General features: G+C 39.4%; 25 protein-coding genes. 17 read left to right on the forward strand and 8 right to left on the reverse strand.

Translation table 11 applies throughout. From position 1 onward, the window contains the following. Positions 1-13: 13 nt before the first annotated feature. A complete protein-coding gene (locus tag O7776_RS00720) occupies positions 14-697 on the reverse strand; it encodes an adenine nucleotide alpha hydrolase family protein (protein WP_241370943.1) in 684 nt (227 codons plus the stop codon). 340 nt (positions 698-1,037) lie between these two features. Here O7776_RS00720 and O7776_RS00725 point away from each other — a divergent pair, with 340 nt between their 5' ends. The 14 genes from O7776_RS00725 to O7776_RS00790 all read left to right on the forward strand — a co-directional run bounded on the left by O7776_RS00725 (position 1,038) and on the right by O7776_RS00790 (position 13,774). After that, on the forward strand, positions 1,038-3,446 hold the full coding sequence (locus tag O7776_RS00725) for a Na+/H+ antiporter subunit A (RefSeq protein WP_274308770.1): 2,409 nt from the start codon (positions 1,038-1,040) through the stop codon (positions 3,444-3,446). Then, positions 3,436-3,858 carry a Na(+)/H(+) antiporter subunit B gene (locus tag O7776_RS00730; RefSeq protein WP_241370945.1) on the forward strand — a complete coding sequence of 141 codons (423 nt, stop codon included), beginning with the start codon at positions 3,436-3,438 and terminating at the stop codon, positions 3,856-3,858. The genes O7776_RS00725 and O7776_RS00730 overlap by 11 nt, the downstream gene beginning before the upstream one ends. A 1-nt stretch (position 3,859) precedes the next feature. Further along, entirely contained in the window at positions 3,860-4,198 is a 339-nt protein-coding gene (locus O7776_RS00735) for a Na(+)/H(+) antiporter subunit C (RefSeq protein ID WP_274308771.1), read from the forward strand. Further along, the gene (locus O7776_RS00740; RefSeq protein WP_274308772.1) at positions 4,191-5,675 is read left to right on the forward strand and encodes a Na+/H+ antiporter subunit D; all 1,485 of its coding nucleotides are present in this window, start codon (positions 4,191-4,193) and stop codon (positions 5,673-5,675) included. Before O7776_RS00735 ends, O7776_RS00740 begins: the two co-directional genes overlap by 8 nt. Positions 5,676-5,689: 14 nt before the next feature. After that, positions 5,690-6,172: a Na+/H+ antiporter subunit E gene (locus O7776_RS00745; protein ID WP_241370948.1), complete on the forward strand. Its 483-nt coding sequence runs from the start codon at positions 5,690-5,692 to the stop codon at positions 6,170-6,172. Continuing rightward, positions 6,169-6,453, forward strand: a complete 285-nt coding sequence (locus O7776_RS00750) for a Na(+)/H(+) antiporter subunit F1 (RefSeq protein WP_274308773.1) — start codon at positions 6,169-6,171, stop codon at positions 6,451-6,453. Before O7776_RS00745 ends, O7776_RS00750 begins: the two co-directional genes overlap by 4 nt. After that, positions 6,431-6,823, forward strand: a complete 393-nt coding sequence (locus O7776_RS00755) for a Na+/H+ antiporter subunit G (protein ID WP_274308774.1) — start codon at positions 6,431-6,433, stop codon at positions 6,821-6,823. Before O7776_RS00750 ends, O7776_RS00755 begins: the two co-directional genes overlap by 23 nt. Positions 6,824-7,629: 806 nt before the next feature. Continuing rightward, positions 7,630-8,001 (forward strand): GntR family transcriptional regulator, encoded by a 372-nt coding sequence (locus tag O7776_RS00760; RefSeq protein WP_274308775.1) that lies wholly within the window; start codon positions 7,630-7,632, stop codon positions 7,999-8,001. Between the two features lie 3 nt (positions 8,002-8,004). Then, positions 8,005-8,892, forward strand: a complete 888-nt coding sequence (locus O7776_RS00765; RefSeq protein ID WP_274308776.1) for an ATP-binding cassette domain-containing protein — start codon at positions 8,005-8,007, stop codon at positions 8,890-8,892. After that, a complete protein-coding gene (locus tag O7776_RS00770; protein WP_274308778.1) occupies positions 8,858-9,571 on the forward strand; it encodes a hypothetical protein in 714 nt (237 codons plus the stop codon). The genes O7776_RS00765 and O7776_RS00770 overlap by 35 nt, the downstream gene beginning before the upstream one ends. Continuing rightward, positions 9,568-10,245, forward strand: a complete 678-nt coding sequence (locus O7776_RS00775) for a hypothetical protein (protein ID WP_274308779.1) — start codon at positions 9,568-9,570, stop codon at positions 10,243-10,245. The genes O7776_RS00770 and O7776_RS00775 overlap by 4 nt, the downstream gene beginning before the upstream one ends. Before the next feature lie 33 nt (positions 10,246-10,278). Continuing rightward, positions 10,279-11,094, forward strand: a complete 816-nt coding sequence (locus O7776_RS00780; RefSeq protein WP_274308780.1) for a metallophosphoesterase — start codon at positions 10,279-10,281, stop codon at positions 11,092-11,094. 179 nt (positions 11,095-11,273) lie between these two features. Then, positions 11,274-13,271 carry a methyl-accepting chemotaxis protein gene (locus O7776_RS00785; protein ID WP_274308781.1) on the forward strand — a complete coding sequence of 666 codons (1,998 nt, stop codon included), beginning with the start codon at positions 11,274-11,276 and terminating at the stop codon, positions 13,269-13,271. A gap of 116 nt (positions 13,272-13,387) precedes the next feature. Next, positions 13,388-13,774 carry a rhodanese-like domain-containing protein gene (locus tag O7776_RS00790; protein ID WP_274308782.1) on the forward strand — a complete coding sequence of 129 codons (387 nt, stop codon included), beginning with the start codon at positions 13,388-13,390 and terminating at the stop codon, positions 13,772-13,774. A 219-nt stretch (positions 13,775-13,993) separates the two neighbouring features. Here the strand turns inward: O7776_RS00790 and O7776_RS00795 are convergent, their stop codons facing one another. Further along, positions 13,994-15,166: an alanyl-tRNA editing protein gene (locus O7776_RS00795; protein ID WP_274308783.1), complete on the reverse strand. Its 1,173-nt coding sequence runs from the start codon at positions 15,164-15,166 to the stop codon at positions 13,994-13,996. A 134-nt stretch (positions 15,167-15,300) separates the two neighbouring features. Here O7776_RS00795 and O7776_RS00800 point away from each other — a divergent pair, with 134 nt between their 5' ends. Beyond that, positions 15,301-15,609 (forward strand): DUF6509 family protein, encoded by a 309-nt coding sequence (locus O7776_RS00800; protein WP_274308784.1) that lies wholly within the window; start codon positions 15,301-15,303, stop codon positions 15,607-15,609. 390 nt (positions 15,610-15,999) lie between these two features. On the opposite strand, the gene O7776_RS00805 is transcribed toward O7776_RS00800, so the two are convergent. Genes O7776_RS00805 through O7776_RS00820 form a run of 4 tightly spaced genes read right to left on the reverse strand, consistent with a single transcriptional unit; the run spans position 16,000 to position 19,436 of the window. After that, a complete protein-coding gene (locus O7776_RS00805) occupies positions 16,000-16,887 on the reverse strand; it encodes a metal ABC transporter permease (protein WP_274308785.1) in 888 nt (295 codons plus the stop codon). Then, positions 16,884-17,759: a metal ABC transporter permease gene (locus O7776_RS00810; RefSeq protein WP_274308786.1), complete on the reverse strand. Its 876-nt coding sequence runs from the start codon at positions 17,757-17,759 to the stop codon at positions 16,884-16,886. The genes O7776_RS00805 and O7776_RS00810 overlap by 4 nt, the downstream gene beginning before the upstream one ends. Positions 17,760-17,771: 12 nt before the next feature. Further along, entirely contained in the window at positions 17,772-18,500 is a 729-nt protein-coding gene (locus tag O7776_RS00815) for a metal ABC transporter ATP-binding protein (protein ID WP_274308787.1), read from the reverse strand. Between the two features lie 9 nt (positions 18,501-18,509). Then, complete coding sequence (locus O7776_RS00820) at positions 18,510-19,436, reverse strand: metal ABC transporter solute-binding protein, Zn/Mn family (RefSeq protein WP_274308788.1); 927 nt, start codon at positions 19,434-19,436, stop codon at positions 18,510-18,512. Positions 19,437-19,709: 273 nt separating this feature from the next. Between O7776_RS00820 and O7776_RS20295 the strand changes: the two genes are divergently transcribed. Then, on the forward strand, positions 19,710-19,880 hold the full coding sequence (locus tag O7776_RS20295) for a diguanylate cyclase domain-containing protein (RefSeq protein ID WP_420802142.1): 171 nt from the start codon (positions 19,710-19,712) through the stop codon (positions 19,878-19,880). A gap of 49 nt (positions 19,881-19,929) precedes the next feature. On the opposite strand, the gene O7776_RS00825 is transcribed toward O7776_RS20295, so the two are convergent. Both O7776_RS00825 and O7776_RS00830 read right to left on the reverse strand, forming a co-directional pair. Continuing rightward, entirely contained in the window at positions 19,930-21,537 is a 1,608-nt protein-coding gene (locus O7776_RS00825; RefSeq protein ID WP_274310424.1) for a gamma-glutamyltransferase family protein, read from the reverse strand. Between the two features lie 30 nt (positions 21,538-21,567). Next, on the reverse strand, positions 21,568-22,503 hold the full coding sequence (locus O7776_RS00830) for a Gfo/Idh/MocA family protein (protein WP_274308790.1): 936 nt from the start codon (positions 22,501-22,503) through the stop codon (positions 21,568-21,570). Positions 22,504-22,784: 281 nt separating this feature from the next. Here O7776_RS00830 and O7776_RS00835 point away from each other — a divergent pair, with 281 nt between their 5' ends. Beyond that, positions 22,785-24,113: an FAD-dependent oxidoreductase gene (locus O7776_RS00835; RefSeq protein ID WP_274308791.1), complete on the forward strand. Its 1,329-nt coding sequence runs from the start codon at positions 22,785-22,787 to the stop codon at positions 24,111-24,113. Positions 24,114-24,364 lie beyond the last annotated feature (251 nt).

Raw genomic sequence — 24,364 nt, forward strand, 5'->3', positions numbered from 1 at the left:
ACAGCTTTCACTACTATTCTTTTGATAGAAAACATTCTTTTGGGATAATATCAATATGATTTACAAATCCCTCTGTAATATCTACCTCATGAAGTTTTCCGTTATAGTTAAATTTAAATATCCCATTATCAAAATCAGTGCCAATCTCTTTAAAGAAAATCCCTTCAAGCGATACAAATTTTGGGCAAGTGAACGCTACTTTATACTGCTGGTTTTCTTCGACCAAGTAAGCACGCACACCTTTTTCGTAAATGTCGATCAACTCGTCTTCAGATGGGCGCTTTACTGAAACGATGTGGAAGTCTACGAATGGGATTTCTTTTAATAATACATTTAAGAAGGAACCTTTCGTAATTTCCTCCCAACGACTTTGAGCACTTTGCCCAACGATAATTTGTGTAATATTGAAGTCAATAGCCATTTCTGTAATAACTTTGTGAATAGGGCGTTTTTCATTGTCTTTAATAATGATTTTTTCAATTTCTAATTCTTCAGCTAATTGTTTCCACTGCTCAATATAGCCAGATTTTTCAGCATCAAATGCGTCAAGTGGCTTTGAATCAACCGTTAAAACATATAATGGGCAATCGAGTAAAGTAGCAAGCTTGTGTCCACGGCGAATTAATCGTTCACCATTTTGACCGTAATACACACAAACTAAAATACTTTCATCCATTCGGCCTTTTACATATTTCATTTTAGTTCGCACCTCGTTTTCTTATTCTATAATACTGTATTAAAATGTACTTTTTTGAGAATTTAAGTATAAAAGAGTTAATAATGATGCTATTACAGTGCATTGGATACATGATTATTGTATACTAAAACTGTAATGTTTCCTGTTGTTTAGTGATTTTTACATAATAATTTATAATTGGATATATTAATTAGTGATGTCCACACTAGTTGAGTGGGACAGTTTCACTATATGCCACATTATTATGAAGTGAGTTAAATGGTTAGTCAAGTGTCATCGTCTTGCTGATATTACTATACATAGCATACATTGACTTTTAATATGTAGGAGGTTTTTGCTTTTGAGTGTTGCATTGTCGATTTTACTACCGTTCATTGCTGCGGCCTTTATTCCGTTTTTATACAGGCGAGTTAACAAGGTTCATTTAGGATGGTTTGTTTTAGTCGTGCCTGTCGTATTATTTTCGTATTTAGCTACTTTTATCCCTCGAATTGCCCGTGGCGAAACCTTTATAAACACGTTCGAGTGGATCCCCTCTTATGATATTAACATTACCACCTATTTAGACGGTTTGAGCATGATCTTTGGTTTGCTTATTACCGGAGTAGGTAGTCTAGTAATCCTTTATTCTATTTTCTACCTTTCATCAAAAGAATCTTTGCATCACTTTTATTGCTACCTGCTGCTGTTTATGGGGGCAATGTTAGGTGTTGTATTTTCCGACAACTTAATGGTCCTTTATGCGTTTTGGGAGTTAACAAGCGTTTCGTCATTCCTATTAATCGCCTTTTGGCATCACCGTAAAGCATCACGTGCTGGTGCGCGTAAAGCGATGACAATCACCGTTTCGGGTGGTGTGGCGATGTTAGCTGGTTTTTTAATGCTGTATGTGGCTTCAGGGACATTTAGCATACGAGAAATTTTAGCGAATTTAGATGCTGTGCAAGCAAGCTCCTACTTTGTGCCAGCAATGTGCTTAGTATTACTAGGTGCATTTACGAAATCAGCACAATTTCCGTTTCATATTTGGTTACCGGATGCGATGGAAGCACCAACACCAGTATCGGCTTATCTTCACTCGGCAACGATGGTTAAAGCAGGTATTTATCTGGTAGCACGTACGACACCTATTTTTGGTGGACATGAGGTATGGTTTTGGTCGGTTAGTGCTGTCGGATTAGTGACCTTGTTCTGGGGTTCATTTAATGCGGTAAAGCAGTTTGACTTAAAAGCGTTACTTGCATATTCAACAATTAGTCAGCTTGGCTTGATTATGAGTTTGTTTGGGCTAGGTTCGGCGGCGCTATCGTTGGGCTATTCTCCAGACACGGTTATTTATACGCAAGCAACATTTGCGGCGTTGTTTCATTTAATTAACCACTCAACCTTTAAAGGTGCGCTATTTATGATGGTTGGTATTGTCGACCATGAAGTTGGTACGCGTGATATCCGTCGTTTAGGTGGTTTAATGTCATTGATGCCGTTGACTTTTACGATTGCGGTTATAGGAAGTTTCTCAATGGCTGGGTTACCGCCTTTTAACGGTTTTTTAAGTAAGGAAATGTTCTTTGCAGCTACGTTAAAAATTACGCAGCTTGATATTTTCTCGCTCGATGCGGTTGGGTTAATATTCCCGATTGTGGCATGGGTTGCGAGTATTTTTACGTTTATTTACTGTGTCATTATTGTAAATCGTACATTCTTTGGAAAGTTACAGCCTGATCGTTTAGAAAAGCCACCACATGAAGCTCCGATAGGCATGTTAATTTCACCGTATATTTTAATCGCACTTGTTATTGGTATTTTTATTTTCCCGAATGTGTTGGGGCATTATATTTTAAGTCCTGCGATGGCGAGTGTTTATCCGTCTTTCCCATCAGTGGATGAGTTGACACCACATATTGCAGCATGGCATGGCTATATTAATACGGAACTCATTATGACATTTGGAGTTGTAGTCGTTGGTATTTTCCTATATAGAACACTGAAAAAATGGCGTCCGATGTATCAGCTAATTCCGCAAAAGTATACGCTAAATGGGATTTACGAGCGTGTGATCGGCTCGAGTGAGCAGTATTCTGGTGCGTTAACGAAGTTTTATATGAACGGTAAATTAACGTATTATTTCATCTATATTTACGTGTTTTTTGTAGCGATTTTAGCGGGTTATATGATGTATGCGGATTTGTTTAGTTGGAATCCGAGCAATGATTCGGTTATTGAGCCTTATGAACTCCTATTAGTGTTTGTCATGATTGCAGCAGCAGTTGCGATTATCTTCGCGAAGCAGCGTATTACGGCGGTACTGTTAAACGGGGTACTTGGTTATTCGGTGGCGTTTTTCTTTGTGGTGTTCCGGGCTCCTGATTTAGCATTAACACAGCTCGTTGTAGAATCCGTAACAACAGCGTTATTCTTACTTTCGTTTAAGTTTTTACCTAAATTGCAGCCAGAAAGTGGATCGAAAGCATGGGAGTTTACGAAGGTTACAATTTCGATTGTAGTTGGTGCAACGGTGACGTTAATTGGTTTAGCTGTCATGAATTATGACAAATTTGAACCGATTTCTGCGTACTTTGAAGACTCGTACAACTTAGCGGGAGGAAAAAATATCGTCAATACGATTTTAGGTGATTTCCGGGCATTTGATACGATGTTGGAAGTAGTCGTGTTATTTATTGCAGGGCTGGGCGTCTATACACTCATTAAGCTAAAGGCGAAAAAGGAGGGTAAAGACGTTGAAGATTAATGATGTAATTTTAAAAACCGTCGTTCGTGGTGTTGTATTCATTGTTTTTACGCTTGGTATGTACCTATTTTTTGCAGGACATAATGCACCAGGTGGCGGCTTTATTGGTGGGCTTGTGCTCGGCTCTGGTATTGTCCTTTTGTATTTAACGTACGATATCGAAACGGTGCATAAAGGGATGCCTTTTGATTTTAAAAAGGTCGCTGCATTGGGTGTACTGCTTGCAACGGGTACTGCTATAGCCTCATTGTTTTTTGATGCACCATTCTTAACTCAAACAGCTGGCTATTTTGACATTCCCTTATTAGGGGAAAAGCATCTATCAACTGTAACAATTTTTGAAGCAGGTGTAGCACTGACCGTAGTGGGTACGCTTGTAACGATTATTTTAAATATAAGTGAGGATGAATAGTATGGAATCATTAATGATTGTGCTGATCGGCATACTCGTGGCAGTCGCTACTTATTTAGTCCTCTCTCGTAGTGTATTACGTGTAATTGTCGGTACAGCAATATTGTCGCATGCCGTGCATCTTTTACTGTTGACTGTAGGCGGATTAAAAAAGGGAAGCGTGCCAATACTTGGACAGGCGGCTGCACCTTTTACTGATGCTTTACCACAGGCGCTTATTTTAACTGCGATTGTGATTAGCTTTGCGGTAACTGCGTTTTTACTTGTGCTTGCGTATCGCATGTATTTAACAAATGGTAGTGATGACTTCCATAAGCTTGGAGGGTCATCTGATGAGTAATATATTAGTTTTACCATTAATTGTGCCGATTATTACGGCCGCATTGTTAGTGTTTTTAAATGATTATATTAAGCTACAGCGAATTGTGAGCTTACTTACGATGATTTTCGTTGCAGGAATATCGGTTGTTCTGCTGCAGCTTATTCAAACAGAGGGCATACTACGTCTTGATTTTAGTGGATGGCTACCACCTTTTGGTATTTTATTTGTAGGGGATTCATTTTCGGTATTGCTTGTATTAACATCAAGCATTGTTACGATACTTTGTTTAATTTATGCGTTTTCAACAATTGGTAAAGAACAAGAAAAAATGTATTTTTATCCGTTTGTTCTTTTTTTAATAGCGGGTGTTAATGGGTCGTTTTTGACAGGGGATATTTTTAATTTATTTGTGTGCTTTGAGGTAATGCTTCTTGCTTCGTATGCATTAATTGCACTTGGTGGTGAGAAGTTTCAATTACGTGAATCGTTAAAATATGTACTCATTAATGTAGTTGCATCATGGATGTTTTTAGTTGCTTTAGCTTATTTATATGGCACTGTGAAAACATTAAATATGGCACATATCGCACAGCGCGTAGCAGAGGTCGGACAAGAACCAATGCTAACGTTAGTGTCATTGATCTTTTTAATTGTCTTTGCGTTAAAGGCGGGGTTACTTTTATTTTTCTGGTTACCGGGCTCGTATAGTGTGCCACCAACAGCGGTACAGGCACTGTTTGCAGCGTTATTAACAAAGGTCGGGATTTATGCATTATTCCGTACGTTTACGTTAATGTTCCCACTACAACCCGAAATCACGCATACAATTATTGGTGTTATGGCAGGGATTACGATCATTGCTGGCTGTATGGGTGCTCTATCAGGACGTGATGTGCGTACTATCGCTTCATATAACGTCATTATTGGGGTAGGTTTTATACTGATGGCTCTTGCGATTGGCAATGAACAAGCCTTTGCTGGAGCTGTGTACTATTTAATTCATGACATAATTGCCAAAGCGTTATTATTCTTATTAATTGGGACAATGGTGATGTTAACAGGTGAAATTGTCGTAAAAAATATGAACGGGCTTATCCGAAATTATCCGTTGTTTGGATGGATATACTTTATCACAATGTGTGGGCTTATTGGGATTCCACCGTTAAGCGGCTTTGTCGGGAAAGTATTAATTGGGCAGGGTGCAGTTGAACAAGGTGCTTATGTATTATTAGCGTTAGGCTTTGGTTCGAGTATTATTGTGCTGTACTCGCTCCTTCGCATTTTCCTAGCATCGTTTTTCGGGGAAACGTCGATTAGCGAAGAAGACAAACAACCAATGCCAAAAGGTGCCTATGTTTCATTTGTGTTACTTGCTTTATGCATGATTGGACTAGGTGTCGGTGCGGAAGGGATAGCCATATATGTAAATGATGCGGCTCATACGTTGGCAAACCCATCCGTGTATATTGAGGCAATTTTAAATACGAATAAATAAAGGAGGGTGAGCGAATGTTTGGACAATTTATTCTAAATTTATTTATTGCTTCGTTGTGGTTTTTATTAAAAGACGATCCGAATGCTGATTTTACAACATTTATGTCAGGATTCTTTATTGGTACGCTGATTTTATATGCAATGCACCGATTTTTTGGTACGCAATTTTATTTGCGCCGAGTATTAAAAATTTTGAAGCTCATCCTTTTATTTATTAAAGAGTTATTATTGTCGAGCATCGAAGTGTTAAAGCAAGTGCTAGATCCACAGCTAAAAATTACACCAGGCATTTTTACATATGAAACATGTCTAGAGGGAGATTGGCAGATTACGGTTTTGGCATTGCTATTAACATTAACGCCGGGTTCTGTTGTAATGGAAGTATCCGAAGACGGCAAGACGTTTTATATTCACGCGATGGATATTGTCGAATCGAAGGAAACGGTACTACGTTCAATTGGTAAGTTTGAAACAGCTATCTGGGAGGTGACACAATGATCGATATCATTTTAAGGGTGGCATTGCTGTTATTTATGGTGGCCATTGCACTGTCATTAGTACGTGTGATTAAAGGGCCGTCATTACCAGACCGTGCGATTGCACTTGATACGATTGGTGTTAATTTAATTTCAATGATTGCGATTATTTCCATTGTGTTAAAGACGAAAGCCTTCTTAGAGGCGATTTTGATTTTAGGAATTTTAGCATTTATCGGGACGATTGCATTCTCGAAATATATTGAAAGAGGTGTCATCGTTGAGCGTAAATCAGCTGATTGAGATCATGGCGGTCCTGTTCATTTTATTAGGAGCGATTGTGAGTGTTATTAGTGCATTGGGAATGATTCGCTTACCTGATGTCTACACACGTTCACATGCGGCAACGAAAAGTGCGACGTTATCGGTATTACTTTGCTTATTTGGTGCGTTCGTTTATTTTTGGATTCATGATGGCTATGTGAGCATTCGTTTAATATTAGGGATTGTGTTTGTATTTATTACTGCACCAGTAGCGGGGCATTTAGTCTGTCGTGCGGCGTATCGTTCACGTGTACCACTTGCGGAAGGTTCAGGTGACGATGCGTTAAAGCTAGTGTTGTTTGGTGATGAAGACGTACATGTAAAATCAGAGGTCGAACAATCAAAATAATTAAAGTAAAGCGCTCCATAAGTTAGGAATATAACTTGTGGGGTGCTTTTTTGTGTCTTGAAGTGCATTGCGCATTTGTTAAATTGTCGCTTGGGGTGGTGCTTCACCCATGTGTTAATTAGCCGCTGTAGGCTGCTTTTCGCGTTGGTCAGATGTAGAAAAAATGCAAAAACGTCATAACCTGTGACAACGCATTTATGACCAACCTCTGCGTAAAGGGGCTGCGCGAAAAGTAAATACTTCTCGCGCAGTGCTTCGTTCGTGTATTAATTATCCGCTGCAGGCGGTGCTTCTGCGGTGGCCAGAATAAGGAACGAATGCTAAAAGCGTCACGTCCTGTGACAACGCATTCATGACCAACATCGTGTTGGCCTCCATCCTCGGCGCAAAGGGTTTGTCCAAAAATCACTTTCTAGATAAACCCTTTGTGGACAAATGTGAATAACTTTGTGAATAACTTTGTGAATAACTTATGTTCAGAACGCAAGAATGAGCTAAATGAGTAGGGAAAAGGGAAAATTTTTACGTTTAGACGCATAGGAAATGAAGAAAAAACTATGAGATAAAGGAAAGTTTAAATGCTTAGTAGTAATTGATTACGCTTATTTTTTTAGTTTGTGGATAACTAAAGGGGGAATTGTTGAAAAAGGGAGCTTTAACTGTGGGTAACTAATAGAAAAGTGGATAACTCTGTGGATAAAAAGAATATGTGGATATTTTTTCTTGAATAATTGACAAATACGCTTATTTTAAGTATAGTGCATTACAACACTAACGTACTGATTGACAGAGAGAGGAGGATCAATTTGGATTTCAATGTGCAAAGTACAACGCCAATTTATAAACAAATTGCAGAATGGTTGGAAAATGAAATATTAGCTGACCGTTTGCTGCCGAATGGTAAAGTGTATTCGCAATATCAGCTCGCCGAAATTTTTAATATAAATCCAGCTACAGCGGGAAAAGGTCTAACGATTTTAGTAGAAAAAGAAATTATCTATAAAAAAAGGGGACTTGGGATGTTTGTCATAGCTGACGCAAAACAACGAATTTTAGAAACACGTCGAAGTGAAACATTAACACAATTGGCGATGGAAATCGTGCAGGAAGCCAAACGTTTAGCCGTTTCAGATGAAGATTTAATTCAATTAATTAAACATATTCAAAAGGAGGGGTGACAAGTGATTTTCTGTGAACAACTGCAAAAACGTTATGGGAAAAAGGTGATTTTAGCAAATGTTTCATTTCAAATTGGCGAGCCGAAAATCATTGGACTTATCGGGCGTAATGGTGTTGGAAAATCGACTTTATTAAAGTTACTTGCAGGGCATTTAAAGCCATCTAATGGCAAGGTTGAGGTAGTTGGACAAAGAGCATTTCAAAATTTAACTGTGGCAGCCAATACGGTTTTGATTGAGGACGCCATGACGTTTCCAACGGTGCTAACGCTAAAAGAAATTTTGCATATAGCACCAAAATTTTATGCAAACTTTGCGCTCGAGTTAGCGTTGGAGCTTTTAAAATTTAGTGGAATTTCTGAGAAAAGTTATTATTACCAATTGTCAAAAGGGCAAAAGGCAGCGTTTAACCTAATTTATGGGATTGCTAGTCGCAGTGCGGTAACGCTGCTTGATGAGCCGATGAATGGCATGGATGAAACGATTCGCGATGATATGTATCGTATGATTTTAAAGGATTTTTTAGCTTATCCACGTGTAATCATTATATCGAGCCATTATTTGAACGAGATGGAGCATTTGATTGAGGATATTTTGCTACTGCATGAAGGGCAGGTTGAGCTATTCGCAACGGTGGATGAAGTGCAAAATTTAGCGGTGAAGCTTGTCGGGCAAAAGGAAAACATAGAGCCGTATTTAGCAAACTATGAAGTTTTTTTAACGCGGGATAATGGACCGGTTTTTGAGGCAATTGTGAAAAATAACGAACGACCGCTACCAGAGCAGGTGCGCATGCAAAATCTTTCGGCTAGTGATGTGTGTAAAGTGTTAACAGCAACGAAGGGAGGTTCTATTGATGACATCTATCGTAACAGTGAGCCCGGCGCGTAATATATATGAGCAGGTGAAGTGGAAGTGCCAGGTATATGTTTCGTTATTTACAACAATCATTATTGTGCAAAGTTTATTTGGATTTTTAGCAATGAATGGTGCAGGCAGTTTAGGAATGAACCGAGGATTTGTAGAATATCAGGAAAGTTATTTTAGTCTAGATTCTACCTATATTATTAGTGTGATTGTGCTCTTTATTTTAGGTTGGATGCTGGCGAATTCAAAAATGATACATCAAAATTATTCGGTTGTTAATTCTGCTACAACAGATACAATCGCTAATTTTATTTTAATTGCTTTATTAAGTGCATTTACAATGTTTGCTTCGCTCTGTGTCGTATATATTATTATGCTAATTCAAATTATGACGGAAAATTTTCAACAGTTCTATATTGAAAAAACGGTGGATATCGGCATGCTCGTTGTGTTTTATATGATGATTTCCCTGGCAAGTTCGATTGGCTATTTGCTCAAAACAATTTTTGATTATTCGAAGATTCTTTTTATAGGAATGATTGTGCTCTTAATAGTGGTAGTAAATTTAGCATCAGGCAATTTTCTTCCGATGATTTTTGGTGCAAGTATGCTCGCAATTAGTATTCGTACTATTATTTATGTGCTTGTTATTTGGTGCATCATTCTTTTAATTCAACGTCGTAAAGAGGTGAATCGTTTATGACTATGGTTCCAATATTAGTGATGTTGTTAGTTTTTATTTCTATTAGTGTGATTGTTGCCAAAAGCAATTCTTTATGGAAGCCAAAGCGGGCGCGTTTATTTATTCTTGTGTTTTCACTTGTTGGTATTGCTTCTTATTTAGGAGTTACATTTTTTGTGAAGGATACTGCTCAGGTGGCATCCGAGCAAATGTTAAAAGCTGAAATTCAAAATAATGCTAGTATGGTAGAGGCATTAGAGCTACGCAACTTTGCCGTTTTAAAAAATGTGGAGGTCAAATATAGTGAAACGCTGCATCCTACAGAACAAAAATTGGAGCTACTGCGCGATGATACGACGTATGACATCCCGGTGTATATTGAATGGAATGATTCAACTGAAGATGAAATTATCGCAACCTACTATGAAACACCGCTCTATTTAAATCGCATTAATATTTCAGATAAAATAAACCCGCCAAAGCTTGCGCTGAAGGATGGGGAACTGCTTCTATTCAATGAAGTTGCAACTGTTGAGGTCCATTCTTTTAGATCTACTTCACAAACGATGTCGTATATGCTAGATTTGCAGGAATTTTTCCGGGACGATTTGTCTGAATTGGTTGGATTGCGGATTTTACACTTGAATGTTCCAAGGCACTTTACTATCATTGATCATGATGGGTGGATTGAATAACACCTAAAATTTTCAATGAATTGAGCGAACACGTTGAAAAAGATAATCAAATTTATGATAGGAATCGCCGTTATTTATGCATTTCTCTATGTAAATAATCATTGGCTCGTTGTGACAGAGCATACGTATGAATCTGAAGAAATTCCGAAAAGCTTTGACGGTTTTCGCATTACGCAAGTGACTGATTTGCATGATGCGACATTTGGAAAAAATCAATCACGGTTAGTAGAAAGGGTACGGGCAACCAATCCGGATGCGATTTTTCTAACAGGTGATTTAGTCGATAGTCGGCGCTATGATTTAGATAATAGTTTGCAGGCGGTTGCACAGTTTGTGGACATTGCGGATGTTTATTATGTGCTTGGCAATCATGAGGTGGCGCTTAATTTGACAGATGAAATTTATGCGGCACTGATGGATTTAGGTGTGCACGTCTTACCGAATGATGCAGTAACGATTGAGCGTGGCGGGGAACGCATCGTTGCTCTTGGTATTGAGGATCCGTTAATGGGGCAAAATGTAGAGATATCGATTGAGGCAGCACGACAACATGTAGGGACCGATTCCTTTACGATGCTGTTATCCCATCGACCTGAGCAATTCGAAGCATACGTCGAAAAGGAAATGGATTTAGTATTTACAGGTCATGCACATGGCGGTCAAATTCGATTGCCGTTTATTGGCGGAATTGTGGCACCAGCGCAGGGGTTATTCCCAACCTATACAGCAGGTGTTTTTAAAGAGCAAGATACGACAATGATTATTAGCAGAGGGCTGGGCAATAGCCTTTTCCCTTTCCGTATCTTTAATTTGCCTGAAATTATCACAGTACAATTGAAGTCTAAGTAAAAAACATCACATTAGTGATGTTTTTTTGTTGGAAAATATACATAAGGAATGTTATTTACTTCCGAATAGATTTTATATATGATGAAACAAGTGTTAATAGTAGAAAAATATAGAAAGTAAATAAATAAAATGAACTATTTTGGTTAGTGGGTCTTAATTGTTAATTGGAGGGGAGTTTAATGAAAAATTGGGGGATTGGTGCAAAATTAACGACATCAATTATCGTATTACTAACATTCACATGTGCTGTTTTAGGTGTATCGAGTTATTACAATAGCTATAACTCGCTTGAGGTACAAATTCGTGACAACTTGCAATCAAAGGCAGAGGATGTCTCTAACTATATGGAAGAGTTTTTCAAGCGTACGAATATCGAAGTAGAAGGTATTGCAGAGCAAGAAGTCATCCGTAATATGGATTTTGCCGAGCAGAAAATGTATTTAAATAAGCGCTTAGCAGAAAGCGATGATTATTTAGAATTTGCGATTGTTGATGAAAAGGGTGTTGCGCATTATTTAGATGATTCGACGGCCGATTTGGCGGATCGCTCATACATAAAGGCCGCTTTTGCTGGTGAAACAGCAATGTCGGATACAATTATTAGTCGGGTAACAAATGAACCTGTTGTTATGATTGCTACACCAATTGATACAACTACTGGCGAAAAGGCATTGCTATTAGCACGTATTGATGGCTACTTTTTATCGAATATTTTACAAGATATCGTAGTCGGGGAAACAGGGTATGTATTTTTAGTAAATGCTGAAGGTACAATTCAAGCGCATCCAAATGCAGATTATGTAAAAAATCAAATGAATTTTATTGCTGAAGCCGAAGCAACTGGAACAACAACGGGCGAAGCGACTGCCATTCAAAAAATCATTTCCGTAGAAGAAGGGTTTTATGAATTTAAACATTCAGATGGCAACAATCGTTTTTTAGGTCACCATCAATTAGATAATGGATGGTCTATCGCTGTAATGGCGGAAGAAAATGAAATGTTCGTTGGCTTAAAGCAAATGCGCATTATTTTAAGTGCTTTTACATTTGGCATGTTATTTATCGGGTTTGGCTTTGCCTTTTTCGTATCGAATAGCATTAGTCGTCCAATTCGCTCGGTAGTAAAGGTAAGTGAGTTTGTAGGGCAGGGGGATTTTACACATAGACCGAACGAACGTCATTTAAAGCGTAAAGATGAGTTAGGCGTTTTGGCACATTCACTAGATCAAGTTGTAGAAAATATGCGTACGATGATTACAAAAGTGCAAACAGGCTCGTCAAATGTCAATGTAGCTTCGTGTGATTTAATGGGTGATGTTGAGAATGTGGCAGACAATGCAAAAATCATTGCGCAATCAATTGAAGAAGTAAAGCGTGGTGCAGTAAGTCAAACGCAAGTGGCAGAAGAAAGTGCAGCAACAATGGGGCAACTGGCAATCGGTATTCAACAGGTAGCGGAAGTGGCTAGCACAGTGTCGCAGCATACGGACTTTATTGAAACGAAGGTGCACGATGGCTATAGTGCGGTTCGCCATTCAATTGCACAAATGAATGCGATTCAAAAGGGCATGGAAATTGAGCTTGCGGTTATTCATAAATTGAAGCAAGAATCGTTAGAAATCGGATTAATTTCAAAAATGATTACCGATATTTCAGATCAAACGAATTTACTGGCATTAAATGCATCGATTGAAGCAGCACGTGCAGGTGAAGCTGGACTTGGCTTTGCGGTTGTAGCGGGTGAAGTGCGCAAGTTATCTGAGCAGACAGCACATTCAGCGGCACAAATTAATGTATTGATTCAAAAGGTGCAGCAATATACAGAGGAAGCGGTACACGCAGCAGAATCAGGCGAAGAAAATGTGGAACTTGGTTTACAGTCGATTAACCAGTTAGAACAGCGCTTTAGTGAAATTGTGGATGCGGTGACACATATTGCGACAGAAATTGAGGAGTTAAGTGGCTCAGCACAAGAAATGAGTTCCAACACAGAGGAAGTTTCGGCGTCAATGGAAGAAATGTCGGCTTCTGTTACATCATCAGCGGGCTATGTAACAGATGTTGCGGTATCGGCATTAGGTCAGCTTCAAACGGTCGATGAAATGACCAAACAAGCAGAGCAGTTATCGGATATGGCACGTGAATTACAAGTAGCCATACAGCAATTTAAATTATAAGTTGAGCAGCACAGGGGCTTCCTTGTGCTGTTTTTATTTGTGAATCCTGAACGCAGCATAATGGACTATAACTTAAAGAACACTATACTCGCAACATAGTAACGGGATTAGGTACAATGAAGAAAAGAGTTTTAAAGGAGTTAGTTATGGAACAATGGATTACATGGATTGCACTTGTTTTAATCATAGTCATGATTTTTCGCTTTATGCCGAAAAAAGGCGTGAAGTATATTACAACGAAGGAATTACAGCCGCTGCTTGAAAAAGATGACATCGTTTTTGTTGATGTGCGTTCTGCCAATGAATATAAAGAAGCACACATACCGAAGTTTATTAATCGACCGCTTGGCACGTATTTAGGTGATTTACCGAAGGACAAACCAATCATTGTGATTTGTCAGAGTGGGGTACGTAGTAATAAGGCGTGTAAGGAACTTGTTAGGCTTGGTTATACCGATGTGACGAATGTACGTCGTGGGATGAACGGGTTAAAGGCAGCGTGAGAAAGGGAATGTCCGAGAAGTAATTCTGGGACATTCCCTTTACGCCAAGGATGGAGGCCAACACGATGTTGGTCATGAATGCATTGTCACAGGACGTGACGCTTTTAGCATTCGTTCCTTATTCTGACCACCACAGAAGCACAGCCTACAGCGGATTAATAATACATGAGACGGAAATTGTCCAAAAAGTATTTACTTCTGGACTCTTTTTTCGTTGTTTTATAATGCTTTTTTCATCGCTTCAAGTAGTGCTTCAGCAGGAATTGCTTTTTCGCCACCACCTTGTACTAGTCCGTCACTACCGCCACCTTTGCCGTTAATAATCGGTAGCGCGGTTGCTGAAACAGTTTTCATAGAAGTCGTATTTGCTTTGCCGCGTGCTGCTACGAATTGTAGCTTGTCATCATTCGTCGAGACGAGCAGTGCAACGGCCTGGTCATTTTGCTCCGTGATGAAACGTGCGAGCTTTTGTAAATCTTGGATTGAGCGATTTTCGAATGTACGAGCTGCTATGTTTTCATTGGCGAACTCTTTTGCTTCGAATTGTAATAATGCGTCCTGTGCTTCTTTTAAGTTTTTCTCTGTTTGTTTTGCAGCTGCCGCTAATTTTCGTAATGCCTCGCTAGCTTGTTCCTCAGGTGCGCTTAATTGACGTGCAACATCGGATAATACATTTTTACGCATCGCTAATTGTTGCAAGACACGGTTCCCACAAACAAAATGCACGCGGATTTGCTGCTTCATTTTTTCAGTATTTAAAATTTTTAAGAGTCCCACTTGTCCTGTAGACGTTGGATGTGTGCCACCGCAGCCATTGTAATCGTAGTCTGGGATAATGACTAAGCGAATATCCTCATCTACTTTTACGTCTTTTCGTAAGTTATAGTTTTCCAATTCGACTTTAGTTACCCATTTTGTTTCGATTGGGCGATTTTCTAAAATAATTTCGTTGGCACGTTGCTCAGCGTCCGCTAGTTGTGAGTCCGTCACGTCGCTTACATTTAAATCGATTGTTACAAGCTCAGTCCCTAAATGGAAGCTTGTCGTTGCCATATTAAATAATTCGACAAAGGCCGCTGTTAAAATATGCTGACCTGTATGCTGCTGCATATGATCAAAACGGCGTGTCCAATTGAGTTTCGCAAAAATTTCCCCGGAAATATCCGAAACATTATCTGTTGTATAATGGCGTATTTCATCTTCTACTTTTTCGACATTAATAATTTCTATATCTTGTATCCAGCCTGTATCGTGCGGCTGCCCGCCACCAGTTGGATAAAAGGCTGTATTATCTAATACAATATAATTTCCATTTTCATCGCGATCTGTTTTTATAACGTTTGCATGAAACTCTGAAATCGTGGCGTCTTGGTAATATAATAAATCCTTCATGTTGTATCACTCCTTAAAATCTAGTTTGGCATACGAAAAACTACCTGTCACGTGCTATTTTAGCCATGTTATTTGACGCGCTCAAATTTTCGTTTATCATAAGAAGGGAGATTTCCAAAAAGGGAGCCAGTTACATGAATATTACACACTATTTAATTGATGAAATTTTAGATCCTACAAACATTATCGAGGGCAAGCGCTTTGAGTTTTTATTGGATGTAGAGGTAGATGAGGACGATGAGCTATATTCGGAAGCGGGCTTAGAAATCCGCGCAATCGTTGGGTTAATTAACGAAGATGTACGTATCATGAATTACTTCATTACCGATAAAACAAACAACGAAATTTTAGATTTCGCACTTGAAGATGATGAAGAGGCGATGATTTTAGCGTTCTGTAAGGAAGAAATATTAGCGCCACCAGCATCAGAGGACGTAGAATAAGGAAATTGGGCAGCACGGAATGTCGTGTTGTCCTTTTTTAATTTAATTCAGCAATTTTTGTACCGAAAGCGAAGCGACAGGTACAGAAGTGCCCTACTTCTATAAGTGGGGATGAGGCCAACAATACTATTTATATTCAGTGTGGGTTCAAACCCCGGCTGAATTAAGTTAAGCCCCGGCGGATGTCACAGATTTTTAGAGGAGTTTTTCAAGCGAGCTTGAAAAAAATCTGGACGCAATTACGCCGAGGCGTAATTGATTTTACATGAGATATAACTGAATATAGCGCACAAATAGAATAGGCACTTTTGCTCGCAGTGAACAAAAGTGCCAGTTATAAGTATTGAAGAACTTAACATTTAAATTATTTTCTTTTTAAAGTAGCCTTGGTTAAATGTTGGAGTTGTGTTCTTTCATATCGATTTCCGCGACTACTTTCTTATTTAAACGGCTATTTATCTTATCAATTGCAAATACCACAATAAAAATAACACCAACAATTGTTGCCATCATACCTGCTATTGAAGTATCCAACCATTTCGCACTATAATATCCGATTACCGCTGCCGTCACGCCAAAAGTGATACTCCATACAAACATTTGCTTAATGGATTTACTAATCAAATAGGCGGTAGCCGCTGGACCAATTAGCATCGCTACAACTAAAATTGCGCCAACACTATCAAATGCTGAAACAGTTGTTAATGAAATCGTCGTCATAAAGCCGTAATGTAATAGCATAACAGGCAATCCGATTGTTGCAGCATAAACAGGATCGAACGTTGATAACTTCATTTCCTTATAAAACAGTACAAGGAAAGTAATATTGATTACTAGCACTAAAAGCAACATCCATACCGCTTTGGGCATAGTAATCGACAACAATGTCCATCTATCCCAAGGAACGAACGCGATTTCCCCCATTAAAACATGCTCTACATCTAAATGAACATTCCCTGCAAATAATGTGATGAGTAGCACACCAGCCGCAAACAATGATGTAAATATAACCCCAATCGCAGCATCCTCCTGAATGCCTGAAGATTGTAGTAACTGTACTAAATAAGCTGTCAAAATCCCTGCACAAGCCGCACCCACTAACATCCAAAAACCATTTAATGTTTGCGTTATGATAAAGGCCATAACAATTCCAAACAGCACGGTATGACTAATCGCATCAGCAATCATAGACATTTTACGAAGAATTAAAAAAACACCTGCTATACCGCACGTAATGCCTACTAATATACCCGTTAAAATGACCCAAAATTCAATCATGACACATCACCCTGTTGTTGAAATTTCTTTTTCCTCAAATACTTGCTTAACTGTCCGGATTTTGGACTAAAAACATATGAAATGAAAAAAATACTAGCTGCAAATAACACAATAATTGGCCCAGTCGATAACCCTGTGCGAATGGAGCTAATGAATGTACCTGCCACACCTGCTAATCCACCACAAATGGCGCTAAATAATAGCATTGTATTTAACTTTTTTGTCCAAAGCTTTGCACTTGCCGCTGGGATGATAAGAAGTGCGGACATTAAAATAACACCTACTGCTTGAATACCTGTTACGATTGTCATGACGATAAGAGCCGTTAAACAAGCTTTTAATGCCTCAACAGGTAAACCAATTCCTTTTGCATAAACAGGGTCAAAAATCATGAGCTTCCATTCCTTGTACAGTAAAAGACTTACTAAAATAATGATCCCTGCACTTATAAAGAGCCAAGTTAAATCTGACTTTGTCATCGTCGCGGCTTTCCCGAAAATAAAGTCATTTAGCCCACTTTGATTGCCAAGTGGACTGCGATTGACAATCGTTAAAAGCACAATACCAATTCCAAAAAACACCGCTAATACGAGCCCAATTGCTGCGTCAGCCTTTAACTTCGAATACGTAACAATCCATTGGATACAGTACACAGCAAGTGCAGAGGTAATGGCAGCACCGACCATTAAAACAGGTAGTTCCTTTTGTCCTGTTATTAAAAAGGCTAAAGCGATACCAGGTAATGCAGCATGGGCTGCTGCATCACCTACTAAGCTTTGCTTTTGTAAGAAGGAAAAAGTCCCTGTAATACCTGCTGCTATACCTAGAAGCATTGTACCGATTAGTACCCACAGTAAATTTCCCGATAACATTATTTCTCCTCCTTACATCGCTTCCATTATTAATAATTTTCCGCCATAGGTTTGCTGTAGCTTTTCGGGTGTAAAGGTTTCCTCGGTTTTCCCTGCCGCTAAAATCGTTTTATTTAATAAAATTGTATAGTCAAAATACTCCGTCACGGTTTGCAAATCATGATGAACGACGAAAATACTTTTCCCTTGTGCCTTTAAATTTTTTAAAATATCGATAATTGTTTTTTCCGTTGCAGCATCTACCCCTGCGAAGGGCTCATCTAAAAAGTATACCTCTGCATTTTGGGCGAGTGCTCTTGCAAGGAAAACGCGCTGCTGTTGACCGCCAGAAAGCTGACCAATAGAGCGGTCTGCAAAATCCTGCATGCCAACACTCGATAAAGCTTCCATAGCGAGTGCTCGGTCGTGTTTTGTAGGACGTTTAAATAAGCCTCGATGGCCGTAACGACCCATTAATACAACATCAATCGCTGTTGTTGGGAAATCCCAGTCAACGGCATTGCGCTGAGGTACATAGCCAACCTGTAAGCTTTTTGGAGAAAAAGCCTTCCCTAAAATCGAGACATTTCCAACTTTGTTTGGTAGCTGATTTAATACCGCCTTTAAAAATGTTGATTTTCCAGCACCATTTGGGCCAATTATGGCTGCTAAATGTCCTGTTGGTACTGAAACACTTGCATTTTCCAACACCGTTTTTTTATCATAAGCAACCGATAAGTTTTGAACTACTAATGCATCCATCTATTTCACCTACTTTAATGAATTGACAATCGTGTCGACGTTATGTTTATACATGCCTAAATAAGTACCTTCTTCTGTTCCCTCGGCTCCCATAGCATCTGAGAACAGTTCGCCGCCAATTACTATGCTATGCCCTTTTTCCTTAGCGCCTTCAATTACTGCTTTCATCGCCTTATCGGAGACACTTGACTCTACAAATATCGCTTTAATCTTGTTCTCTACTAAATAGTCAACCATATTTTGCACATCTTTTACGCCATATTCTGAATCCGTACTTAAGCCTTGAAGACCCCGTACTTCAAACCCTTGACTTTCACCAAAGTAGTTAAAGGCATCATGGGCTGTTACTAAGATTCTTTGCGATGCTGGAATTTCTTCAATCCTATTAGATGCGTATTGTTTTAGTTCATCTAACTCGGCTAAGAAAGCTTCTTCATTTGCCTCAAAATCATCTTTATATTCAGGATATTCTTCGACTAACGTGTCGCCAATTGTATCAACAACTTCCTTCCATAAGTCGATATCAAACCAAACGTGGGGATCGTGTAATGTTGCATTATTTGGATCCGCTAATAATTGTGCTTTATCAATTTCCTCTGCTACCGCTTGCACGGTTTTTTCCTCAGACATTTGGTCGAAAATTTCTTGCATCTGTCCTTCTAAATGTAAGCCGCTGTAAAAGATCACCTCTGCTCCATCCAGCTTTGTCAAATCACTTTGTGTAGCCTTGTATAAATGTGGGTCGACGCCAGGTCCCATTAATGTTGTTACTTGTAAATGATCACCGCCAATGATTTTTAAGGCATCTCCAATTTGACTTGTAGTTGCGACGATATTTCCTTCTTTTTTTTCACTAGTTGATGATTCCTCATTTCCGCATGCTACTAATATCATAGATAATCCTAAAACACCCAAAACCCCAAAATAACGTTTCACTGTCTTTTAGACTCCTTCTCTTTCAAATAATGATTTTGAATCACATACCGTAAGCTAATCCATATTACAAAAAATAACGTCGCGATCGTCACTGATTTTGTTAGGAGCCATGCAAGTAAAAAAATAAACCAAATAATACATAACAGAATCATTAAAACTTCAACGGTCATAATATTCAGTCCTTTTCACTAACGATAATATGTTTCCTTAAGGAAAAATATATGCTGAAACGAAAGAAAATGCAACAATAAAGTTAAAAATAAACTTGTCGCATTGGAAAATTTCAAGCAGATAAACGATATATACGGTCATACAGAAGGTAAAATCTTATTAAGTAAGGTAATGAAAAAATTAATAAAGATGGGGGCTCGGAAGATTATGTTGTATGTTTCGGTAGGGGATAAGGTTGCCGTTGTATTTGAAAGGAGAAGGATACAAAGCTAAAAAAAGCCTCGGTGCATAAAGATAACATGCATCGAAGCTTTTGTTTATTTTACCAGGCTGCGATTGTGCCATCCGTACGTGGCTCTGTCCCACCGTAAAGTACGCCTGTTTTTTGATCGCGCCAAATGATTTGTCCACGTCCGAAAATACTACCATCGATTGCAACATGAATATCATGACCTTTACGCTGCAAGGCTTGGACTAAATAATTTGGGAAATGTGGTTCAACTTCAATACGTTTGTCACCCATCCATTGCCAGCGTGGCATGTCGAGCGCGGCCTGAGGATTTAGCGCGAAATCAACCGTATGCGTTACGACTTGAAAATGTCCTTGAGGCTGCATATAACCACCCATAACGCCAAATGGTCCAACGGCTTCGTTATTTTTCGTTAGGAAGCCTGGAATGATTGTATGATATGTACGTTTTCCTGGTTTTAAAAAGTTTGGATGATTTTCATCTAATGAAAAATCATAGCCACGATTTTGTAGAGATATGCCTGTTCCTGGAATCACAATACCTGAACCGAAGCCCATATAGTTACTTTGAATGAATGATACCATGTTGCCGTCCGCATCTGCGGTTGCTAAAAACACCGTACCACCTTTTGGAATATCAAATGGCTTTGGCAGAAGTGCTGTATCGGTAATTTCGGCAAAACGTTTTTCACCGTAATCCTTTGAAAGTAACGTATCAGTATCTACCGGCATTTCTGCACGCTCCGTGACGAAGGCTTTACCGTCTGTATAGGCAAGTTTGATTGCTTCAATTTGCTTGTGCAATGTATCAGTGTCCTGCCATTTTGCTTCTGCATGCTGGAAAATATTTAGCGCCATTTGTGCGACGATGCCTTGTCCGTTTGGTGGGATTTCCCATACGTCATAGCCTTTGTAATTTACACCAATTGGTTGAACCCATTCCGGCTCGTAGCTTGCTAAATCGTCTTTCGTTATAAAGCCATTATGCTGTTTCATGAATGCATCGATTTTTTCTGCAAGTTCCCCTTGATAAAAAGCCTCTCCATTTGTCGAGGCGATTTTACGTAATGTGTCAGCATGACCAGGAGAACGCCACATTTCACCAATTTCCGGCATGCGCCCATCGATTGAAAACGTGTCGAACCAAGCGTTGAATTCTTCGGTTGTGAGTGATTTTTTGTACTTTTTATAAGCGTTTTGCCAGTTTTGTCCAAGTGTCACGGAAATCGGGTAGCCGTCCTCCGCATAAGAAATCGCGGGTGCTAACACTTCTGTTAAAGGTAATTTTCCGAAGCGCTTTGATAATGCTACCCAAGCCGCTGGAGCACCTGGAACAGTTACCGGAATGACGCCATGCATCGGCATTTTGTCGATCCCGCGTGCTATTAATGCTTCTTTTGAAATTGCTTTGGCAGAAGGACCTGAAGCGTTTAATCCATAAAGCTCTTTATCGGCGTTCATCCAAACAAGTGCAAAGGCATCTCCACCAATGCCGTTTGATGTTGGTTCGACAACGGTAAGGGCTGCTGCTGTTGCAATGGCTGCATCAACCGCATTGCCACCCTTTTTTAAAATATCGAGCCCAGCCTGTGCAGCAAGTGGCTGTGATGTTGCAACCATCCCACGATTTGCAATGACCGTATTGCGTTTACTCGCAAACGGATAATGTAATAAATCCATCATAAAAACGTCCCCTTATAAAATGATTTGCTATTTTAATAACTCATCTATCCAACGTTGAACTTTTAACCCTTCTTCAAATGGTACGATAAAGGCATTTTCACCAAGCAGTGTTTTACGGCAAGCGCCTAGCATCGTTTCGGGCATTTCGGTTGCAATAATTTCTACTTCTGCTTCATAGGCTTTTGCTGTGAATATTTGTGACCAGTTACGCAATGTGACCGTTTTATTTGTACCGAAAACTTTATAGTCGATGCGTTCTTCTTGGCCAATGCCTGCAAGTCCATTTATGACCATTGGAATACCGCTCGTTGTTTTCGCTAATGCGGATACGCCCGTTTCGCAAAGCGCTTCATTTTGTGGATATGTCGTTTCATGTGCAGTAATGTCGATATCGCCAAATAAATGATACGTTAGCTGTAAGTAGTGTGGGAAAATTTCGCGTATGAAGCCACCTTGCTCACGTGAAGCAATCCACGGGTTTTGCTGCCATTTGCGCGGCCATTCTGGGAAATATGTATGTAGTTCAATGCGCATAATATCGCCCATATCACTTGCTAATTCTTTTTTGAATTGGTGCACCGCTGCTCCGTACATCAGCGGGAAGTGCATCGCTGTTTTGACATTCGATTGTTGTGCGACTTGTACCATGACTTCACCGTCCGAGGCATCATGGGCAAGTGGCTTTTCTGATAAAATATGAAGCCCGTGCTTAGCGATTTCTTGTGCTAATGAGGCATGGCTAACGGGTGGTGTGCCGATATACACCCAGTCAGGTCTTAAGTTGAGTAGTGCTTGTAAATCATTTGTTGTGTTGACATTGTATTTTTCCTGTATTTCCTTCGTACGTTGTTCATTCGTATCAAAAATAGCGGCGATTTCGTAATGTTCGTTGTTTAACGCTTGGTTAATAATCCTTTCGCCGACAACACCTGTGCCGATAATACCGATTGTTGTTTTTGTCATAGTGGTATTGCTCCTTTATTAGAGTATTCTGATAGTTAGTGTAGCATATTTTTCGGATTTCGGAATATAGTGGAGGGAGATTTTAGAAGTTTTGGAGCGAATAAAAACAGTGTAAAAAATAAATGCATGTCACATTAAGCATCGTTCATGTGAAATGATTGAAAATATGTTTTACTAATGGTAAGTTAACTCACTTATATAACTAATGAACTTGAATAAATTATACAAAAGATAAAAAAAATTTTCTGAAATGGGATTAGACTTAGAAGGAGTGGTGCACGGTGAAGGTAGTAATTATCGGAGGAGATGCGGCAGGAATGAGCGCGGCAATGGAAATTGTGCGCAATAATAAGGCTGCACAAATTTTAGTGTTAGAAAAGGGCGATGTCTATTCATACGGGCAATGTGGTTTGCCGTATGTCATTAACGGAAAAGTGCCACATACAGATGATTTAATCGCACGAGATGTTGAAGAGTTCCGTGCAAAATACGGAATTGATGCACGGATTTTTCATGAAGTTACGAATATTGATACGAAGTTAAAAAAGGTGAGTGGCATTGATGTGAATAGCCGTGAACCATTTGAATTTTTATACGATAAATTGTTAATTGCAACAGGGGCCTCACCAACAATTCCTCGGCTGGAAAATGCAGACTTACAGGGCATTCATACAGTGAAAACCATTCCACAAATGGAGGCATTAATGCGTGCATTACCTAGTGTGAAGCATGTGACAATTATTGGTGCGGGTTATATTGGCTTGGAAGTAGCAGAAACGGTTCGTGAGCGCGGGTTAGAGGTGCGTTTAATACATCGTGGGAAGCGTTTGATGTCAGCTTTAGATCCAAAGCTAGCGCAAATGGTGTTAGAGGAAGCACGGAAACATGGCATTGACGTATTACTAAATGAAACGACACTAGGTTTTAAAGGGGCAACGCATGTCGAAGGGGTACGCACGGCATCAGGTATTTATGAGACCGATTTAGTCATTGTCGCAACGGGGGTACGTCCAAATACGCAGTTTGCGAATGGCTTTGCGAAACTCGAAAACGGGGCATTAATTGTTAATGAACATATGGAAACATCTATTGAACATGTCTATGCAGCAGGCGATTGTGCAACCCATTATCACCGTATTAAGCGTCAGATGGATTACTTACCGCTAGGCTCTACAGCGAATAAGCAAGGACGTATTGCCGGTTTAAATATTGCTGGCTACATGCAAAAATATCAAGGCATTGTGGGCACATCGATTTTAAAATTTTTCAATTTGCAAATTGGAATGACGGGATTAACTAATGCAGATGCCGATCAACTGCATGTACTTGTAGAAGCGTATGAAATGGAAGTAAACGATATCGCAAGCTATTATCCGAATGTACGTCCGATGAAACTGCGCATGCTTGTAGAGCAGCAAAGTCGTCAGTTACTAGGCATGCAAGCGGTTGGGGAAAATGGGGTCGATAAGCGTATCGATGTATTTGCAACAGCGCTTTATAACGAAATGACATTTGAGGATTTACTACATTTGGACTTAGCATACGCACCACCATTTAGCGGTGTGTGGGATGCAATTATGCAAATGCCGAAGCGATACGGTAAAAAATAATAAAAACGAAAGAAGGCACGAGCTACTATTGGGAGGATAGCTCGTGCCTTCTTCTTTTTTTCGTTTAGGCTAGGTGTGTGCTAGCCTACCTTATGAATGAGGTGGTAGTCAAATGGTTCAAAGCATAATGAATATTGTTGAGTTTTTACATGCTAGCAGCTAGGTATCCTGCAACGGTGGAATCATGCAAAAAGTCTAAATACTCTTTTGAACTTACATACACTATAACGCAAAAACAGCACAAAAATGCC

The sequence above is a fragment of the Solibacillus daqui genome, from assembly GCF_028747805.1.
GTDB classification, from domain to species: domain Bacteria; phylum Bacillota; class Bacilli; order Bacillales_A; family Planococcaceae; genus Solibacillus; species Solibacillus daqui.

What these genes read in the sequence shown, in the direction of transcription:
- O7776_RS00825 (WP_274310424.1), bottom strand. Translation starts at nt 21,537, where the DNA reads ATGGATTTATTACATTATCCGTTTGCGAGTAAACGCAATACGGTCATT.
- O7776_RS00805 (WP_274308785.1), bottom strand. Translation starts at nt 16,887, where the DNA reads ATGATTGAATTTTGGGTCATTTTAACGGGTATATTAGTAGGCATTACG.
- O7776_RS00740 (WP_274308772.1), top strand. Translation starts at nt 4,191, where the DNA reads ATGAGTAATATATTAGTTTTACCATTAATTGTGCCGATTATTACGGCC.
- O7776_RS00790 (WP_274308782.1), top strand. Translation starts at nt 13,388, where the DNA reads ATGAAGAAAAGAGTTTTAAAGGAGTTAGTTATGGAACAATGGATTACA.
- O7776_RS00775 (WP_274308779.1), top strand. Translation starts at nt 9,568, where the DNA reads ATGACTATGGTTCCAATATTAGTGATGTTGTTAGTTTTTATTTCTATT.
- O7776_RS00830 (WP_274308790.1), bottom strand. Translation starts at nt 22,503, where the DNA reads ATGACAAAAACAACAATCGGTATTATCGGCACAGGTGTTGTCGGCGAA.
- O7776_RS00720 (WP_241370943.1), bottom strand. Translation starts at nt 697, where the DNA reads ATGAAATATGTAAAAGGCCGAATGGATGAAAGTATTTTAGTTTGTGTG.
- O7776_RS00785 (WP_274308781.1), top strand. Translation starts at nt 11,274, where the DNA reads ATGAAAAATTGGGGGATTGGTGCAAAATTAACGACATCAATTATCGTA.
- O7776_RS00815 (WP_274308787.1), bottom strand. Translation starts at nt 18,500, where the DNA reads ATGGATGCATTAGTAGTTCAAAACTTATCGGTTGCTTATGATAAAAAA.
- O7776_RS00750 (WP_274308773.1), top strand. Translation starts at nt 6,169, where the DNA reads ATGATCGATATCATTTTAAGGGTGGCATTGCTGTTATTTATGGTGGCC.
- O7776_RS00735 (WP_274308771.1), top strand. Translation starts at nt 3,860, where the DNA reads ATGGAATCATTAATGATTGTGCTGATCGGCATACTCGTGGCAGTCGCT.
- O7776_RS00770 (WP_274308778.1), top strand. Translation starts at nt 8,858, where the DNA reads ATGACATCTATCGTAACAGTGAGCCCGGCGCGTAATATATATGAGCAG.
- O7776_RS00800 (WP_274308784.1), top strand. Translation starts at nt 15,301, where the DNA reads ATGAATATTACACACTATTTAATTGATGAAATTTTAGATCCTACAAAC.
- O7776_RS00795 (WP_274308783.1), bottom strand. Translation starts at nt 15,166, where the DNA reads ATGAAGGATTTATTATATTACCAAGACGCCACGATTTCAGAGTTTCAT.
- O7776_RS00810 (WP_274308786.1), bottom strand. Translation starts at nt 17,759, where the DNA reads ATGTTATCGGGAAATTTACTGTGGGTACTAATCGGTACAATGCTTCTA.
- O7776_RS00745 (WP_241370948.1), top strand. Translation starts at nt 5,690, where the DNA reads ATGTTTGGACAATTTATTCTAAATTTATTTATTGCTTCGTTGTGGTTT.